The sequence below is a fragment of the Luteimonas sp. AC640a genome (assembly GCF_979256585.1).
On the sequence record NZ_CEEDOV010000004.1, the window covers coordinates 109758 to 128042 of the forward strand.

11 protein-coding genes are annotated in these 18285 nt (G+C 68.2%); 4 read left to right on the forward strand and 7 right to left on the reverse strand.

The window, feature by feature from the left end; translation table 11 throughout:
* Positions 1-19: 19 nt before the first annotated feature.
* Complete coding sequence (locus ACZ9YD_RS02690) at positions 20-586, reverse strand: hypothetical protein (RefSeq protein ID WP_465073594.1); 567 nt, start codon at positions 584-586, stop codon at positions 20-22.
* On the opposite strand from ACZ9YD_RS02690, the gene ACZ9YD_RS02695 reads away from it, so the two are divergent.
* From ACZ9YD_RS02695 to mfd, 3 genes are all read left to right on the forward strand, one after another.
* A complete protein-coding gene (locus tag ACZ9YD_RS02695) occupies positions 585-1442 on the forward strand; it encodes a 23S rRNA (adenine(2030)-N(6))-methyltransferase RlmJ (RefSeq protein ID WP_465073595.1) in 858 nt (285 codons plus the stop codon). The genes ACZ9YD_RS02690 and ACZ9YD_RS02695 overlap by 2 nt on opposite strands.
* A 121-nt stretch (positions 1443-1563) precedes the next feature.
* On the forward strand, positions 1564-2139 hold the full coding sequence (locus ACZ9YD_RS02700) for an N-acetyltransferase family protein (protein ID WP_465073596.1): 576 nt from the start codon (positions 1564-1566) through the stop codon (positions 2137-2139).
* Between the two features lie 152 nt (positions 2140-2291).
* Positions 2292-5813 carry a transcription-repair coupling factor gene (mfd, locus tag ACZ9YD_RS02705; protein WP_465073597.1) on the forward strand — a complete coding sequence of 1174 codons (3522 nt, stop codon included), beginning with the start codon at positions 2292-2294 and terminating at the stop codon, positions 5811-5813.
* A gap of 21 nt (positions 5814-5834) precedes the next feature.
* On the opposite strand, the gene ACZ9YD_RS02710 is transcribed toward mfd, so the two are convergent.
* From ACZ9YD_RS02710 to ACZ9YD_RS02730, 5 genes are all read right to left on the reverse strand, one after another.
* On the reverse strand, positions 5835-7178 hold the full coding sequence (locus ACZ9YD_RS02710; protein WP_465073598.1) for an AcvB/VirJ family lysyl-phosphatidylglycerol hydrolase: 1344 nt from the start codon (positions 7176-7178) through the stop codon (positions 5835-5837).
* Positions 7175-9754, reverse strand: a complete 2580-nt coding sequence (mprF, locus tag ACZ9YD_RS02715; protein WP_465073599.1) for a bifunctional lysylphosphatidylglycerol flippase/synthetase MprF — start codon at positions 9752-9754, stop codon at positions 7175-7177. Before mprF ends, ACZ9YD_RS02710 begins: the two co-directional genes overlap by 4 nt.
* Before the next feature lie 164 nt (positions 9755-9918).
* Positions 9919-10407: an NUDIX hydrolase gene (locus tag ACZ9YD_RS02720; protein ID WP_465073600.1), complete on the reverse strand. Its 489-nt coding sequence runs from the start codon at positions 10405-10407 to the stop codon at positions 9919-9921.
* Between the two features lie 60 nt (positions 10408-10467).
* The gene (locus tag ACZ9YD_RS02725; RefSeq protein ID WP_465073601.1) at positions 10468-13803 is read right to left on the reverse strand and encodes a hybrid sensor histidine kinase/response regulator; all 3336 of its coding nucleotides are present in this window, start codon (positions 13801-13803) and stop codon (positions 10468-10470) included.
* Between the two features lie 157 nt (positions 13804-13960).
* Complete coding sequence (locus ACZ9YD_RS02730; RefSeq protein ID WP_465073602.1) at positions 13961-16219, reverse strand: TonB-dependent receptor; 2259 nt, start codon at positions 16217-16219, stop codon at positions 13961-13963.
* 170 nt (positions 16220-16389) lie between these two features.
* Between ACZ9YD_RS02730 and ACZ9YD_RS02735 the strand changes: the two genes are divergently transcribed.
* Complete coding sequence (locus ACZ9YD_RS02735; protein ID WP_465073603.1) at positions 16390-17793, forward strand: GntP family permease; 1404 nt, start codon at positions 16390-16392, stop codon at positions 17791-17793.
* Positions 17794-17802: 9 nt separating this feature from the next.
* Here the strand turns inward: ACZ9YD_RS02735 and trxC are convergent, their stop codons facing one another.
* Positions 17803-18237, reverse strand: coding sequence for a thioredoxin TrxC (trxC, locus tag ACZ9YD_RS02740; RefSeq protein WP_465073604.1), 435 nt, complete (start codon positions 18235-18237; stop codon positions 17803-17805).
* Positions 18238-18285: the final 48 nt, after the last annotated feature.

Here is an 18285-nt window from a genome sequence, read left to right on the forward strand (position 1 = left end):
AGATGCTACAGCGCTCCCCCTAAAGCGTCATCGGAGGCACGGGCGTCTCGCGCGAGTATCGGCGATCGAGCTTGTTTCGGGTGATGCAGTTGCACCCGCTACTCACATTCCAGTGCGTCACCTCATCAAGCGGGTCAACTTTGACCGTCGTCGTGCAGGAGTAACTCTTCCAACTCACGATTCTTGACCCATCTCGGTTTTCGAACACCGAATAGGGTGCGCCCCAACTGGCGACAATCTCACCGAGATCAGAGCCGACCCATGACGCCACCCTGTCGTTGGTCGTCTCGAAACGGAATCGAGAAAGCGCTTTGGTCACTTGCACGCCCTCGCACACCCCAAGCCCCTTTCCATCGTCGGCAGAAGCCTCTCCACTGCCAAGCAGCGAAACTGCAGCTAGCCCTGCAATCAAAACAATCGTCCGTGTCATCACAGTTGCAATCCTCTTTCTGGAAGAATGTCGAAGACAATGCTCATCAGCAGCAGCCAAAGCCTCAAGCGGCCGATTGCCTGTTTTTGGTTCATCCTTTTCTGATCGATTGTCGACGTGCACTAGCACGTCGGCTTGCTGCCACACTGCGAGCATGAATTACCAACACGCCTTCCATGCCGGCAACCACGCCGACGTCCTCAAGCACCTCGTGGTGCTCGCGATCTGCGATGCGCTGACGGCCAAGCCCGCGCCCTGCTTCGCGCTCGACACCCACGCGGGCGGCGGCGTCTATCGCCTGCGCGAGGAGCGTGCCCGGCGCACCGGCGAGGCCGACGACGGCATCAGCCTGCTGCTGGCTACTGCGCCGAAGCAGCCGCTGATCGCGCGCTATCTGGCGGCGGTCAACGCCTGCCGCGCCGAGCACGGCGCCGATGCCTATCCCGGTTCGCCGTGGCTGCTGGCGCATGCCTTGCGCGAGCAGGACCGCATCGCCTGCTTCGAGACCGAGCCCGCGGCAGCAGGCGCCCTGCGTCGGGCACTGGGCGCCGATCCGCGCGTCGCGATCCATTCCGGCGACGGCTACGCGGCGTTCAAGTCCCTGTTGCCGCCGAAGATCGGCGACCAGCGCTTCAATCGCGGCCTGGTGCTGGTGGACCCGCCCTACGAGGCGCAGGCCGCCGAATTCGAAATCGCGCTCAAGGCGATGCGCGAGGGTCTGGCGCGCTGGCCGCAGGGCATCCAGATGCTGTGGTATCCGATCAAGCAGCGCCGCACGCTGACGCCGTTCCTGCGCTCGGCCGCCAAGCTGCAGACGAAATCCTCGCTGCTGGTCGAACTGCTGGTCCGCGCCGACGACTCGCCGCTGCGCATGAACGGCAGTGGCCTGTTGATCCTCGATCCGCCGTGGCAGCTGGCGACCGCGCTGGCACCCGCACTGGACGCCTTGAAAAGCGCGATCGGTGAGGCCGGCGCCGACACCCGCCTGCACTGGTTGCGCGAGCCGGCCTGAACGCTGCAGCTGGGGCAGCGGTATGAATAGGGTAAATTCGCGCAACAGGCGCAGTCCCTTCACGGTTCGTGAATAGACCCTCCGGGTAAGGTCGGCGCTACCCGTTCATTCGCGACCCCTGATGACTGCACGTAACCGACTTCCCCCTTGGCACGAGGAAATCCGCCTCGCCAATGGTCGCCAGGTGCTGATCCGCCCGATCCGTCCCGCCGATGCCGAGCCCTTGCGAGCTTCATTCGCTCTGCTCGAACCCGATGAGGTGCGGCAGCGTTTTCTGTACGCCAAGGCCGAACTGTCGCCCGAGACAGCGAACCGTCTGACCCAGCCGAATCCGAAGTCGGAGTTCGTGCTGGTCGCAGCAGAGCCCTACACGCCCGGCGACGCGCTGGTCGGTGCAGTCGCCCGAGCGGCGGTGTTGCCCGGCACGCGCCAGGCCGAGTTCCACATCCTGGTCAGCCACTACGTGGCCGGCATGGGGCTGGGGCGGCACATGCTCCGGCGCCTGGTGCGCTGGGCCAAAGGCAAGCGTCTGGAGCGCATCTTTGGCGATGTGCTGGAGGAGAACGAGCCGATGCTCGCGCTCGCCAAGTCGCTGAGCTTCCAGCAGGAAGCGGTGGAGGCGCCGGGCATGATCCGGGTCTCGCTCGAGCTCAAGCGCCAGATCGTCGACACCACCCCGAACGTGCGCCTGGGCTGATCGCCCAGCTCTTGCCGCGCTGGATTCCGGCGCGGCCACTGCACCGTCGCAGTTCCTGCGACGCACTCGTCTAGACTTCACCCCCTGATTCGCGCCGGCCATGTGGCTTTCGGCGCTGCCGTTGTTTTGAGTTCTGCCATCCGGACCCGTCCATGCCGCACGCCGTCACCGCTACGCCTCCCCTGCCCACCGCCGGTCATGCACGCGCTTGGTGGCGGGCGCCCGCCAGTCGCAGCGCGCTGGCGTGGGCGGTGCTGCAGGCGGCGCGGGCGCACGATGGTCCGCTGCTGCTGGTCGCCCGCGACAACCACGGCGCGCAGCAGCTCGAACACGATCTGCGCACGCTCGGCGGCGACGATTACGATCTGCCAGTGGTGCCGTTTCCGGACTGGGAAACCCTGCCCTACGACCGTTTCAGCCCGCATCCGGACATCGTGTCCCAGCGCCTCGCGGCCCTGCACCGGCTGCCGTCACTGAAGCGCGGCGTCGTCGTGGTGCCGGTGCAGACGCTGATGCAGCGGCTGGCACCGGTCCGGCATGTGTCCGGCGCGAGTTTCGATCTGGATGTCGGCCAGAAGCTGGATCTCGATGCCGAGAAGCGCCGTCTCGAAAGCGCCGGCTATGCGCACGTGCCGCAAGTCCATGATCCGGGCGACTTCGCCGTGCGCGGCGGTCTGCTCGATGTCTACCCGATGGGCGCCGACCAGCCATATCGCATCGAGCTGTTCGACGACGCGATCGAAACCATCCGCGCCTTCGATCCCGAATCGCAGCGCTCGCTCGACAAGATCGCGGCGCTGCGCATGCTGCCCGGCCGCGAAGTGCCGCTCGACGATGCCGCGACGGCGCGCGCGATGGACACGTTGCGCGAGCGCTTCGACATCGACACGCGCCGCAGCGGCCTGTACCAGGACCTCAAGGCCGGTGCCGCGCCGGCGGGCATCGAGTACTACCTGCCGCTGTTCTTCGAAGCGCCGCGACGCACGCTGCTCGACAAGGGCGAGGCGCCGCTGTCGACGGCAACGCTGTTCGATTACCTGCCGGCGAATACGCTGCCGGTGATCGACACCGGCGCGTCGCCGGCGAGCGACCATTTCTGGACGCAGCAGGTCTTGCACCGCTACGACCAGCTGCGTCACGACATCGAACGCCCGCTGCTGCCGCCGGCCGAACTCTGGTTGACGCCGGACGCACTACGCGAGCGGCTCAACCAGGGCGCGCGCGTCGAAGTCTGCGATGCCGAACATCCGCGCCACGCGCAGGCGTCCGCGCTGGGCGACCAGCCCGCCCCCGACCTGCCGCTGGCCGCACGCGACCACACGCCGGCCGATGCGCTCGTGACCTTCCTCGGCAGCTATCCGGGCCGCGTGCTGATCGCCGCCGATTCGGCCGGTCGCCGCGAGGCACTGCTGGAAATCCTGCACGCGGGCAAGCTGCGGCCTTCGGTGCTGCAGGACTTCCCGGGCTTCATCGCGGATACGGACACCAAGTTCGCCGTCGCGATCGCACCACTCGACAACGGCTTCGCCCTCGATGCGCCGCAGCTGACGGTGCTGACCGAGCGCCAGCTGTTTCCCGAACGCGCCGCGCAGCCGCGTCGCCGCAAGCGCGCCGCGCGCGATCCGGAAAGCATCATCCGCGACCTCGGCGAACTCAGCGAAGGGTCGCCGATCGTCCACGAGGATCACGGCGTCGGCCGCTATCGCGGGCTCGTCGTGCTCGAAGCCGGCGGTCAGCCGGGCGAATACCTCGACATCGAGTACGCCAAGGGCGATCGCCTGTACGTGCCGGTGTCGCAGCTGCATCTGGTCAACCGCTATTCGGGCGCCTCGCCGGAAACCGCGCCGCTGCATTCGCTCGGTGGCGAGGCCTGGACCAAGGCGCGCAAGAAGGCCGCCGACAAGGTCCGCGACGTCGCTGCCGAACTGCTGGAAATCCAGGCCAAGCGCCAGGCGCGCGCCGGGCTTGCGCTGGAAGTCGACCGCACGATGTACGAACCGTTCGCGGCCGCGTTCCCGTTCGAGGAAACGCCCGACCAGCACGCGGCGATCGAAGCGATGATCCGCGACCTCGGCTCCAGCCAGCCGATGGACCGCGTGGTCTGCGGCGACGTGGGTTTCGGCAAGACCGAAGTCGCGGTGCGCGCGGCCTTTGTCGCCGCCGCGGCTGGCAAGCAGGTCGCGGTGCTGGTGCCGACCACGCTGCTCGCCGAACAGCATTACCGCACGATGGCCGACCGCTTCGCCGACTGGCCGATCCGCGTCGAAGTGCTGTCACGCTTCAAGAGCACCAAGGAGATCAAGACCGAGATCGGCAAGATCACCGACGGCACGCTGGACGTCATCGTCGGCACGCACCGGCTGCTGCAGCCGGATGTGAAGTTCAAGGATCTGGGTCTGGTCATCGTCGACGAGGAACAGCGTTTCGGCGTGCGCCAGAAGGAAGCGCTGAAAGCGCTGCGTGCGAACGTGCATCTGCTCACGCTCACCGCCACGCCGATCCCGCGCACGCTCAACATGGCGATGGCCGGTCTGCGCGATCTGTCGATCATCGCCACCCCGCCAGCGCATCGCCTCGCGGTGCAGACCTTCGTCGTGCCCTGGGATGACGCGCAGCTGCGCGAAGCCTTCCAGCGCGAACTCAGCCGCGGCGGCCAGGTGTATTTCCTGCACAACGATGTCGAGAGCATCGGCCGCATGCAGCGCGAGCTGGAAGAACTCGTGCCCGAGGCGCGCATCGGCATCGCCCACGGCCAGATGCCCGAGCGCGAGCTCGAAAAGGTGATGCTGGATTTCAACAAGCAGCGCTTCAACGTGCTGCTGTGTTCGACGATCATCGAGTCGGGCATCGATATCCCCAACGCCAACACGATCATCATCAACCGCGCCGACAAGTTCGGGCTCGCCCAGCTGCACCAGCTGCGTGGCCGCGTCGGTCGCTCGCACCATCGCGCCTACGCATATCTGGTGATTCCCGACCAGCGTTCGATCAGCAGCGATGCGAAGAAGCGGCTGGAAGCGATCGCGTCAATGGACGAACTCGGCGCGGGCTTCACCCTGTCGACCCACGATCTGGAAATCCGCGGCGCCGGCGAACTGCTCGGCGAAGGCCAGAGCGGACAGATGGCCGAGGTGGGTTTCAGCCTCTACACCGAGCTGCTGGAACGCGCGGTGCGCAGCATCAAGCAGGGCAAGCTGCCGGACGTCGACGACGTGGACGCGCGCGGCGCCGACATCGAGCTGCACGTGCCCGCGCTGATTCCCGAGGATTACCTGCCCGACGTGCACACGCGCCTGATGCTCTACAAGCGCATCAGCAGCGCGCGCGACATCGACAAGCTGCGCGAGCTGCAGGTCGAGATGATCGACCGGTTCGGTCTGCTGCCCGATCCCGCCAAGCATCTGTTCCAGATCGCCGACCTCAAGCTGCAGGCGACCGCGCTCGGCCTGCGCAAGCTGGATCTGGGCGACAAGGGCGGTCGCGTGCAGTTCGTCGAGAAGCCGAAGGTCGATCCGATGGCGGTGATCCGCCTGATCCAGGGGCAGCCCAAGCATTACAAGATGGATGGGCCCGACAAACTGCGCATCACCCTCGAGCTGCCGGACGCCGAGACGCGCATCCAGGCGGCGCGTGGACTGCTGATCGCGCTGGCGCCGTCGCAGGCGGCGCGGTGATGCACCGCCAGACCTGAGGGCTCAACGCGGCACAGTGTCTGTGCTGGACAGGATCAGATCGGCGAGCCGCGTGTAGTCGCCGCCGAAGTGGTGACCGCCGGGCAGCGTGCGCACGGTGACATGGCCCGGCGGCAACGATGCGCAGGTCGCGTCGCTGTCGCCCTCGCCTTCGATGCACAGCGTGTGCTCGGCCGACAGACGCAGCACTTCCGGTGCGATCTCCAGCGCATCGTCGTCGCCGGCCGACAGCCAGTTGCCGACGTGGAACTCGAACGACGCGCGCTTGCCCAGTCCCATCAGCACCGTGTGCGCGACGGTCGCACGCGTCGACGCCGGCAAACGGTTGACCGCGAACGGCAGCACGTCCGCGCCCTGCGAATAGCCGATCAGCAGCACCTGCGGACGCTGCCAGCGCGCGGCGTACGCGCGCACCACGCGATCCAGATCGCGGGCGAGCCCATCGGGTGTCCGCGCGGACCAGAAATAGCGCAGCGAATCGAAGCCGACGACCGGAATGCCGCGCGCGGCGAGGGCTGCGGCGACTTCGGCGTCGAGCCCTGCCCAGCCCCCGTCGCCGCTGAGCAGCACCGCGAACACCGGTTGCGCGGTGCCGGTTGCGGGCACCTCGACCAGCGGCAGATCACGCACGTCGGCCGGCGGTGGCGCGGGCTGCGTGCGTGCTGATGCCGTGGCGAATGCGCGCACGGCAGCGAGCAGTGGCGGCACTGCGTTGCCGTGGGCTCGCACCGCGGCGCCGTTTATGGGGTCAGCGAACGCCTGCAATTCCGGCAGTTCGCGCGCATCGCCTAAAGCGAGCCATGGCGCCACCAACTTCTGCACCGCCTGCAGTGCCACCGTCTTCGGTACCGGCGTCGACGCCACGAACAGCGTGCCCGCGCCCTTGCACGGCGGCTTGCCGAGCGCGAGCGGCGGCAGCGCGCCGCGCGTGATCACACCGGCGAACACACCGCGATTCGCCTGCGCAGCCATCGCATACACGATCGCAGCGCCATCGCCCTGCCCGACCAGCACCGGGGGCCGGTAATCCGGCAGCCGCGCGTAGCCCTGCAGCCAGTGCGAGAGATTTTCGAGATCGCCATCGGGGAAGGCGCAGGGAGCGGTGTCCTTCGCGAATGCGGCCTGCAGACGGGTCACATCGATCGCGGCGACCAGCGCACCGTCGCGCGCGAGCACTGCCGCGGTCGCGGTATCGTCGCCCGTGCCGAGCAGCAGCACGGTGTGCGTGGCTGGCTGCGCCGGACGCGTCAACGCGACGTCGTGGAAAAAGCCGTGGCTGACGCGTTCCTGCGCGGCCGCAGGACACGCGCACACCAGTGCGAGCACGCAGATCCACAGCGGTCTCATTTCGACAGCACTCCACGATAGCCACCGGCGATCAACGCCGCGGCGTCCGCCAGCACCAGCAACGGCGCAACGCCGCCGGGCGTCGCCAGATAGCGCGCATCCCACTGCGGATCGAACTTGTCCTTGAACGCGCGCAGGCCGCGGAAGTTGTAGAACTGCTCGCCGCGCGCGAACAGCAGCCGGCCCATGCGATGCCAGTTCGGGGCGAGCGCATGCGCGGCCATGCCCGACAGCGGCGCCATGCCGAGACCGAATCGCACATAGCCCGCATCGGAGAGATGCTGCAGCAGACGCGCGAACAGGAAATCCATCGTGCCGGGCGGCGCATCGGGCAGATGCCGCATCAGATCGATGCTGGCTTCCGCCTCGCCGCTCGCAGGCTCACCGGCGACGAGCAGGCTGGCGAACGCGACGATCCGCGCGCCATCACGCACCACCGCGACCGGATTGCGCGCGACGTAATCTGGATCGAACGCGCCGATCGAGAAGCGTTTTTCTGCAGCGCGATGTTCGCCGAGCCAGGCATCTGACACCACACGCAAAGCCGGCGCCGCGGCCGGCACGTCGGCGGCATCGATGATCGCGAAGGTCAGCCCCTCCCGCTCGGCGCGATTGACTGCAGTGCGCAGATTGCCGCGACGCTTGCCCTGCAGCGAGAAACCGGCCAGCGGAACACTCGCGTACTCGCCGAGCTTGAACAGTCGCAGGCCGGCATCGAGATACAGCGGCAGCGCGTCCTGCCCGACCTGGTAGAAACAGCCGCGTGCACCGGCATCGCGGGCGTGTTCGAGAAAGCGCCAGACGAGTTCCGGCGAGGATTCGCGCGGGCCGACCGGATCGAACAGCGCGATCCACGAGCGTCCCTGACGGCCGTACATCAGGAAGGCATCACCGGCGTCCGAGAACAGCAGATGCTTGTCGCCGGTCAGTACCAGGCCTGCATCGGCCTGCGACTGCGTGCGCAGGATCGCCTGCGCCTGCGCAAGCTGAGCGGCATCCGGCAAGGGCGGCGCCGGCATGCCCGGCCGCACCAGCTGGCGCAGCGCCAGCACCAGCGCGACCACCGCGACCGCGACCATCGCGCGCAGCGAACGCGGCGCCTCGCCCGACACCGCAAACTGCCACCACAGCTGGTGGCCGTAGGCGACATCGCGATAGGCGAAAAACAGCAGACCGGTCACCACGATGCAGATCACCGCCATCGCCAGCAGCCAGCCGCCGGTGAACGGGACCGCCAGCAGCGAGGCCCGGCGCTTGAACGAGCGCCGCGACGCGAGCAACGCGACCAGCAGCGCCGACAACACGACCGCCTCGGTCAACGCCAAACCCTTGGGCAAGGCGAACAGCAGCGCGAGTGCCACCAGCAGGACGGCCGCCAACCACGCCGCATCGAGTCGGCGCAACAAGGCGCGCGCGACGAACAGCAGCAGCACGCCGATGATCGAACTGAGGAAATGCGCGGCCTCGACCAGCGGCAGCGGCAGCACCTGCAGGGTCTGCAACGCGCGGCCGGTCGCCGGCGTCGCGCCCGAGACCAGCAGCATCACCGCCGCGACCAGGGTGGCGGCGGCGAGGACACGCGGCGCCAGCCCGGACAGGAAACGCCGCGCTGGCGTCGCCAGCTGGCCGGTCTCGTGGACGATCAGCACGCCCAGCGCGATCAGCAGCGGCAACACGTAGTAGACGAGCCGGTACAGCACCAGCGCGCCGGCGAGTTCGCCCGCAGGCACGCTGCTGCCGAGCGCGACCAGCATCACCGCCTCGAACACACCCAGCCCACCGGGCACATGGCTGATGACACCGATGACAACGGCCGCCGCATAGAACCCGAGGAAAGTCGCGAATCCAACCGCGCCTTCGGGCAGCAACAGCCACAGCACCGCAGCCGCCGCGGTGATGTCGAGCACCGACAGCGCGAGCTGCGTCCAGGCGAGTCGCGGCGATGGCAATCGCACGCGGCCAATGCGATCGCGCACGAGGCACAGCGCCAGTACCAGCAGCACCGCGGCCAACGCCGACGCGCCGCAGACTGCGACCGCCCAGGCCGGCAGACGCAGCAGCGGCGCGAGTGCAGCGGCGTCCCACCACAGACCGGCGCCGCCGACCGCGCAGGCACCGAGCCCGAACACCAGCGCGTTGAAGACGATCGCGCGCGAGACGTCGGCCGGCTCCACACCGGCAGCGCCGTAGAGCCGCATCCGCACCGCGCCGCCGGTGAACACGCCGAGGCCGATGGTGTTGCTCAGCGCATAGGCGACGAAGGCGGTCTTGGCGATGGTGCGCGGCGGCACACGGGCGCCGACGTAGCGCAGCGCACTGGCGTCGTAACCGACCAGCGCGGCGAAGCTCACCGCGGTTGCGAGCACCGCGAGCGCGATCCGGGCGCCGGGCGTGGCCTCGATCGCGGCGACGATGTCGTCGTAGCGCAGTTCGTGCCAGAAGCCGCGCAACGCGAACACCAGCAAGGTGCCGATCGCCAGTACGCCGACGACGATCGCGATCCGGCGCAAGGTATCGGCGTGCGCGAGCGCGCGCGCGACCAGTGCCTGCAGCGAACGCCGGGACGACAACGCCATGCGAACCCCTCGCCTGCGCCCTCACACGATTGCGGGGCGCGATGGCGGCGGAGCATACACCTGCGGCACAGGGACGGCGTCGCCGCAGGATCCGTCGCCTGCGGTTCCCGCTGATGCGGTTCAGCGGGCGCCGCGATCGATGGACCAGCAGCGCGCAGCGCGCCTCAAAGCCGCGAGAACGACCACGACTGCATGCGCCCGTCTCGGTACGGCATCACGCCGTGGAACGCACGCGGGTCTGTGTCGAACACCAGCGGCAGGAACTGGCGGTCGCCTTCCCACAGCGGCAGTTCCAGAATGCGGTCGACGTCGACCCACTCCAGCGTGCCTTCCGGATTCGAGGTCATCGGCGTGCCCTCGAACGCCTCGATGACGAACAGGAAGCCCAGCCAGTCCTCGCCATGCTTGCCGAAGCCGGGCCAGCTGATCGTCCCGCGCAGCGTCATCGCCTCGCAGGTAATGCCGGCCTCTTCCATGATCTCGCGGCGCATGCCGGCGACGACGTCCTCGTCCGGCTCCACCTTGCCGCCGAGGCCGTTGTACTTGCCGAGATGGTGATCGCCGGGCCGCGCATTGCGATGGATCATCAGCACCTGGCGGCGGTCGGGCGAAAGCACGTAGCCGAGGGTGGCGACGATCGGGGTGTAGGGCATCGGGATGCGGTCGAGGACTTCGGAAGCCCGCCATTGTAGCGAGCCGACCGGCAGTGGCCTTCAACCGCGCATCGCGCGCATGCGATCCAGCACCGACTTCAGCGCGAGCGGCCGCACCGGCTTGGGCAGCAGAGACAGACCGGTGGCAAGCGCATCGCTGCGCACCGCACCGGTGTCGTCGGCGCTGACGATCAGCGTCGGGCGCTCGCCGAAGCGCGCGGCGAGTCGCGTGTGCAGCGCGATACCGGTGTCGCCATCGTCAAGGTGGTAGTCGAACACCCACAGATCGGCCGGCATCTGCGTGAGCGCATGCGCGGCCGCATCGCCATCGGCGACCGCATCCACGCTGCAGCCCCAGCCGCGCAGCAGCGTTGCCAGTGCCGCGAGTGCTGCGGGATCGTTGTCGACGACCAGCACGCGCGCACCGGCGAGACCTGCGCGGGTCGGCAGCGGCGCGGCGCGATCGGCCTGCGCAGCGGCGACCGCGATCGAGAACACCGTCCCATGCCCGATGCGGCTGCGCAGGGCGATCGGCGTCTGCAGCAGATGCGCGATGCGGTCCGCGATCGCCAGGCCCAGTCCGAGCCCCTGCCCCGCTGCGCCTTCGCCGCGGCGGAACTCCTCAAAGATCACCGCCTGCTGCGCGTCCGCAATACCGGGCCCGGTGTCGTGGACTTCGATGCGCACCTGGCCGCGCACGCGCCGCACACCGATCAGCACACCACCACGCTGCGTGTAGCGCACCGCATTGCCGAGGAAGTTCTGCAACACGCGCCGCAGCAGCTGCGGATCGCTGCCGACCCAGACGCGGCTGCGCACGTAACGGAACGTCAGCCCGCGCTCGGCCGCAAGCGCGGCAAATTCGGAGGCCAGCGGTTCGAGCACTTCGGCCAGCGGAAACGCGCGCGGCTGCGGCACCAGACCGCCGGCTTCCAGCCGCGACATGTCGAACAGGCCGGTCAGCAGATCGCTGGTCGAATCCAGCGCGCCGCGGATCTGCCGCAGGCGCGGTTCCACATCGCCCGGCAACTGCTGCGACAGCGCATCGGTGAACAGCTGCGCGGCATGCAGCGGCTGCATCAGATCGTGACCGACGGCGGTCAGGAAGCGGGTCTTGGCGAGATTCGCGCGCTCGGCCTCGCGACGGGCCTGGTCGAGACTGTCGGTGCGTTCGGCGACGCGCTGCTCCAGCGTCTCGTTCGACAGCCGCAGCGCGTGTTCGGTCCGGCGAAACGCGGTGACATCGGTGAAGGTCGCCACGAAACCGCCGCCAGGCATCGTGTTGCCGCGGATCTCGATGACCTGCCCGCCCGCCAGACGGCGCTCGGCGACATAGGGCGTGCCGGCGCGCATGTGCCGCAGGCGCTTGTCGACCTCGGCCTCGACGTCCACCGCGCCGATCAGGCCGCTGCCGACGTTGTGCCGCACCAGCGCCGCGACTTCCACGCCCACGCGCAGCAATGACGCCGGATAGCCGAACAGTTCGGCGTAGCGCGCGTTCCACGCAACCAGCCGCAGCTTGTCGTCGACGACGCTGATGCCCTGGGTCATGTTCTCCAGCGCTGCTTCGAGTACGCGCTGGTTGAAGCGCAGATCCTGTGAGGCCTCGCCGACGATGGCCGCGACGGTGTCGAAATCCGGGCCGGCATCTCGACGCGCGGCATCGAGCAGCAGACGCGCGGATGCCGCACCGAGCACGGCCGACAGTTCGCGTTCCATCCGCGCCTGTACGCGCCGCGGGACGGGTCCCTGCGCCGGCGCGTCCTGCAGCAGTTCGTCCACGCGCGCACTCGACAGGAAGCGCCGGCCGGCGCTCGCCAGTGTTTGTCGGCTGGCACCAGGACGCCGCCGTCGCGCGGCCGCGTCGTCTGGCGAGTGGCGCAGCGACAACAGCAGCGTCAGCGCGACGCCGACGAAAAGGCTCGCGCCGACCGCGCGACCGAGCCGGCTCCAGCCGGTCAGCCCGAACAGGCCATCGGGCGACAGCCATGCGAGCGCGGCCGGCCAGGCCTGCAGCCACATCGGCGCATCGCCGGCGAGCATCGGCACCAGCATCACCCAGGCCCAGGCCGCGAATGCCGCGAGTACCCCGACCAGGGCAGCGAACGGCGGCGTCTGCGGACGCAGCACCGCGAAGCCGAGCGCGGGCACCAGCGTGGCCAGCGCCGAGAACGAGACCGCGCCGACATCGGCGAGCGCGTCGTTGCCGCTGACCATGCGGCTGTAGATCCAGCCCAGCAGCATGATCGCGACGATCACCCCACGCCGCAGCATCAGCAGCGCGCCGCGATGATCGTCGCCTTCGCCGCGCGACCACGCGCCGCGCAGCAGGCCGGGTGCGAACCAGTGGTTGCCGATCATCAGGCTCAAGGTCAGCGTGCTGACGATGACCATGCCGGTCGCCGCGCTCAGGCCGCCGAGGAACACCACCAGCGCGAGTCCCTCCTGCCCCATCGCCAGCGGCAGCGCGAGCGCGTACATGTCCGACGACACCGAGTCGCCGAGCAATGCACTGCCTGCGCGCGCGAGCGGCAGCATCGGCAGCGCGATCAGCAACAGGTACAGCGGGAAACGCCAGCGCGCCGCGCGCACGTGCGATTCGTCACGGCATTCCACGACGCCGACATGGAACTGGTGCGGCATGATGAACATCGCCGCGGCGCCCAGCAGCACCAAAGGCACGAAACCGCTGGCACTACCGATCACCGGCGTTGCGACCGCGGACGATGCGAGTCCGGGCAGACCGCGTAGGCCGAACCAGACGAACAGGCCCAGCGCGAGCATCGCTGCGAGCTTGAACACCGATTCGAAGGCCATCGCCAGCACGAGACCCCGGTTGTGTCCCGCGGCGCTCGCGCGGCGCGTGCCGAACAGCATCGTGAACAGCGCCATCGCCAGCGCCACGTACAGCGCGCTGTCCTGCCAAGGCGCCACCGCGCCCGCCTGCGCCTGCTGATGCCCGAGCAGCGTCGCGTAGCTCATCGCCACCGCTTTCAGCTGCAGTGCGATGTAAGGCACCAGACCCAGGGCGACGACCAGCGTGACCGTCGCCGCGAGCCAGGCATCGCGCCCGAGTCGCGATGCGATCAGATCGGCCAGGGATGTCGCGTTGCTGTCGCGCGCGAGCCGCACGAGCCGCAGCAGCACCGGCCACGCCAGCAGATGGAACAGGATCGCGCCGAGAAACGTCGGCGGCAGTGGCCAGCCGTAACGCGCGGCCTGCGTGACCGTGCCGTAGAAGGTCCACGAGGTGCAGTGCACCGCAAGCGACAGCACGTAGATATGCCGCCAGCGCGCACCGAGCGCATCGGGATGCCGCTCGCCGTAGACCGCTGCAGCGAACATCGCGGCCAGCCACAGGCCGACCGCGGCGACGACGACGCCGACACTCAACATGCCGTGATCCTGAAGCGCGTTGTCGATGCCGCAATCACGGCGTGGTGTCCCCTCGATTCGCCGGCGAGCATAGCGCAGCGCTGGGCGTGCTCCGGACGCACGAAGGCCGCCCGCAGGCGGCCTCCGCTTCCATCAATCATGTCGGAACCGCGACGCGTCAGAAGTTGTAGCGCACCGACACGTACCAGTTGCGCGGCCAGCCGTAGTACGCGGTCTGGATGTTGCCGACGCTGGCGAACTCCTGGCCTTCGACCTTGTAGGTCCTGTCGGTCAGATTGCGCACACCGGCGCGCACCTGCCACACGTATTGCGGCGAATCCCACACGCCGTAGGCGCCGACCAGCGTGTAGGCGTCCTGGCTGAGGTTGGCGCGGTTGTCGACCGACAGCCAGGTATCGCTGCGGTACGACACGTCACCACCGACGCTGACCTGGCCGCCGTTGGCGAGCGGGAAGCCGTGCTGCAGGGCCACGCGCGCGGTCCATTCCGGCGAGAACGGCACGTGGTCGTGGTTGACGTTCGGATCGAAGCCCGGATACGACGGGTCGAGACGGAAATCCTCGAAGGATTTGTACTGCGCGTCGAGATAGCCGAGCTGCGCGCTGAGCGTCGTGGTCTCGCCGAGCAGCGCGCTGCCCTCGAACTCGATGCCCTTGATCTCGAGCTCCGCGGCATTGAGCACCGGGAACGTGCCGACGTCCTGCGACACGCGCGCCTGGAAATCCTTGTACTCGCTCCAGAACGCCGCGACGCCGCCGCGCAGGCGGTTGTCGGACGAACTGCCCTTCATGCCCACTTCGTAGGTCCAGACGAACTCCGGATCGAAATCCGGCGCCGCCGCATCGGCGCGCGTATTGGCGCGGCCGTTGAAGCCGCCCGACTTGAAGCCGCGGTTCGCCGACACGTAGCCCATGAGGTGTTCGGAGAACGCCTTCTGCAGGCTCACCGAGGGCGTCCATGCGGTCCAGCTCTTCTTCGCGCTGAAGGCGACGGTCTCGTTGAGCGCGCTCAGCGGCGCGCCCCAGACAGTGCTGGTGCTGCGGTCGTAATCCTTGGTGTCGCGCGTCCAGCGCAGGCCGGCGGCGAGCTTCCAGGTGGGCACGAACTCCCAGTTCGCATGCGCGAAGGCGGCGATGCTCTCGGTGCTCAGATCGTCGGCGATGGTGCGCAGGAACGGCACGCGCGTACCGGCGAACGCGAACAGATCGTCGGCGTAGGCCTCCTGGTAGGACGGCACGTCCTCCTTCATGTAGTACGCGCCGAACGTCGTCTGCAGATTGCGGCCGTTGTCGTATTGCAGCTGGAATTCCTGGCTGAACTGGTTCTGGTCCAGCGCGACCAGCACGTCGCCGAGCTCGAATTCGGACGCGTCGATGTCGATGAAGGAATGCGTTTCCAGCTCGCGATACGAGGTGATGCTCTTGAACAGCACGGCATCGCTCAGATCCCATTCCGCCGCCAGCGACACGCCCGAGTGCTTCAGTTCCTGTCCCTGATCGGGGCGGAACGAGGTGCGCGCGGTGAAATCGAACTCGCCGGTCGGCGCGGGCAGCAGCGTGACCGTTCCCAGCGCGAGATCCGTGCGACGCAGCGGCGCGGTCGGCTGGCCGAGCGACAGGGCGGCATCCTGCTTCGTGTGGTCGATCGACAGGGTCGCGCGGAAGTCGTCGGTCGGCTGGAACGCGATCTTGGCGCGAAGCGCGCGCGTATCGTCGTCGTTGTAGTGCTTGCCACTCACGCGGTCGCGGATGAAGCCGTCGTGGTTGAGCCACGCGCCGGCGAAGCTCGCCGCCACAGTCTCGCTGAGCTTGCCGGAGACGTAGAAACGGCCTTCGGCACGGCCGTGGTCGCCGCCGGTCAGTTCGACCGCGCCACCGCTGTCGTCGAAAGGATTCTTGGTCGTGACCTTGATCGCGCCGCCGGTCGAATTCTTGCCGTACAGCGTGCCCTGCGGGCCGCGCAGCACTTCGACCTGCTGCACGTCGAACAGCGAGAACAGCGCGCCGTTGATGCGCGAGTAGTAGACGTCGTCGACGTACAGGCCCACGCCCGGATCGAAGGTCTGCAATGCGTCCGGCTGGCCGATGCCGCGGATGAAGGCGTTGACGCTGTTGGCCGAACCGCGGCCCTGGACGATGTTGAGGTTGGGCACGGCGCCCTGCAGGCCGTCGATGTTGTTGGCCTGCAGGTCTTTGAGCTGTTCCTCGCCGAAGGCGCTGACCGCGACCGGCACGTCCTGGATCGATTCGCTGCGGCGACGCGCGGTGACGGTGATCGCGTCGAGCGTCGTGGCGGAACTGCCGGTCTGCGTCTGCGGCGCCGGTTCGGTGGCTTGCTGCGCGTGCACCGCAGGTACGGAGAGCCCCAGACCCACAGCCAGACTCAGGGCGGTATGCCGGATGGTGTTGCGCTTCATTGTGTCCCCTCCCACGGGTCGCATGTGTGCGGCACGGTGCCGCCCGAACGCAAGAGTAGGGAGTGACGGCGCCGCGCGGCATCGTACCTTCGGACAATGGCCGGCCATGCGCGGCGACGTCGACACTGCGCCCCATCTGGCCCTCCGGCCGCGGGGAAGTGTGGGACGACATGGACTTTCTGATCGTACTGGGCGCGCTGGTGTTCCTGATGGTGGTCGCCTACCGCGGCTACAGCGTGATCCTGTTCGCGCCGATCGCCGCACTCGGCGCGGTGCTGCTGACCGATCCCACCCTGGTCGCGCCGATGTTCACCGGCCTCTTCATGGACAAGATGGTGGGCTTCCTGAAGCTGTATTTCCCGGTGTTCCTGCTCGGCGCGGTGTTCGGCAAGGTCATCGAACTGTCGGGCTTCTCGAAGTCGATCGTCGCCGCGACCATCCGGCTGTTCGGACCGAAGCAGGCGATGCTGTCGATCGTCGTGGTCTGCGCGCTGCTGACCTACGGCGGCGTGTCGCTGTTCGTCGTCGTGTTCGCGGTGTATCCGTTCGCGTCCGAGCTGTTCCGCCAGAGCGACATCCCCAAGCGGCTGATCCCGGGCACGATCGCGCTCGGCGCCTTCACCTTCACGATGGATGCCCTGCCCGGCACGCCGCAGATCCAGAACATCATTCCGACCTCGTTCTTCGGCACCGATGCCTGGGCGGCGCCGGTGCTGGGGACGATCGGCGGCGTCTTCATTCTCGCCATCGGCATGACGTATCTCGAATGGCGCCGCCGCGCGGCGCTGCGTGCGGGAGAAGGCTATGGCGATCCCGCGACGCTGCTCAACGAACCCGCGCCGTTCGCCGGCGGGACGCTCGCCAATCCGCTGATCGCGCTGCTGCCGCTGGTGCTGGTCGGCGTGAGCAACATCGTATTCACCCGCTGGATTCCGACCTTCTACGGCGAGAGCCACAGTTTTCTGCCGAGCGTGATCGGCGATCCCGCGCCGGTCGTGCAGGAAGTCTCGCGGATCGCCGCGATCTGGGCGGTTCAGGGCGCGCTGCTGGTCGGCATCCTCACCGTGCTGGCGTTTGCATGGAAGCCGGTGCTGACGAGTTTCGCCGACGGCACGAAGACCGCGATCAACGGCGCGTTGCTGGCCTCGATGAACACCGCGTCCGAATACGGCTTCGGCGCGGTCATCGCCGCGCTGCCAGGCTTCCTGCTGGTGACCCGTGGCCTCGGCACGATTTCCGATCCGCTGGTCAATGAAGCCGTCACCGTGACCGCGCTCGCCGGCATCACCGGTTCGGCCTCGGGCGGCATGGGCATCGCGCTCGCCGCGATGTCGGAGACCTTCATCGCGAATGCGAACGCGGCCGGCATTCCAATGGAAGTCCTGCACCGCGTCGCATCGATGGCATCGGGCGGCATGGACACGCTGCCGCATAACGGCGCGGTGATCACCCTGCTCGCGGTGACCGGCCTGACCCATCGCCAGGCCTACAAGGACATCTTCGCGATCACCCTGATCAAGACACTCGCGGTGTTCGTGATCATCGGCCTGTTCTACGCGACCGGCTGGGTCTGAGGATTCACGTTAGCGTTGCTGGCGCGCGAACTGCAGGATCGCCTGCAACGGCAGTGCGCCGGACTGGCGCGCGACTTCGCGACCACCGGCGAACAGCACCAGCGTCGGGATGCTGCGGATATGAAAGCGGCCGCCCAGCACTGGTTCTGCTTCGGTATCGACCTTGGCCAGCACGATCCGCGGCGCGAGCTGCGCGGCGGCCTGTTCGAACGCAGGCGCCATCGACAGGCACGGCCCGCACCACGGCGCCCAGAAGTCGACCAGCAGCGGCAGATCCGACTGCAGTGCGTGCGCGTCGAACGTGCCCGCGGTCAAGGTGATCGGGTGCGCAGGCAGCAGGACGGCTTGGCACTTGCCGCACGTCGGCGCATCCGCCAGCCGCGCATGCGGCACGCGGTTGCGGGTGTGGCATTGCGGACAGGCGACGATGGCGGAATCGGTCATGGTGTTCTCCCTTCCTGTGCAGCGTGCACGCGCGCGCGTCGACACGCG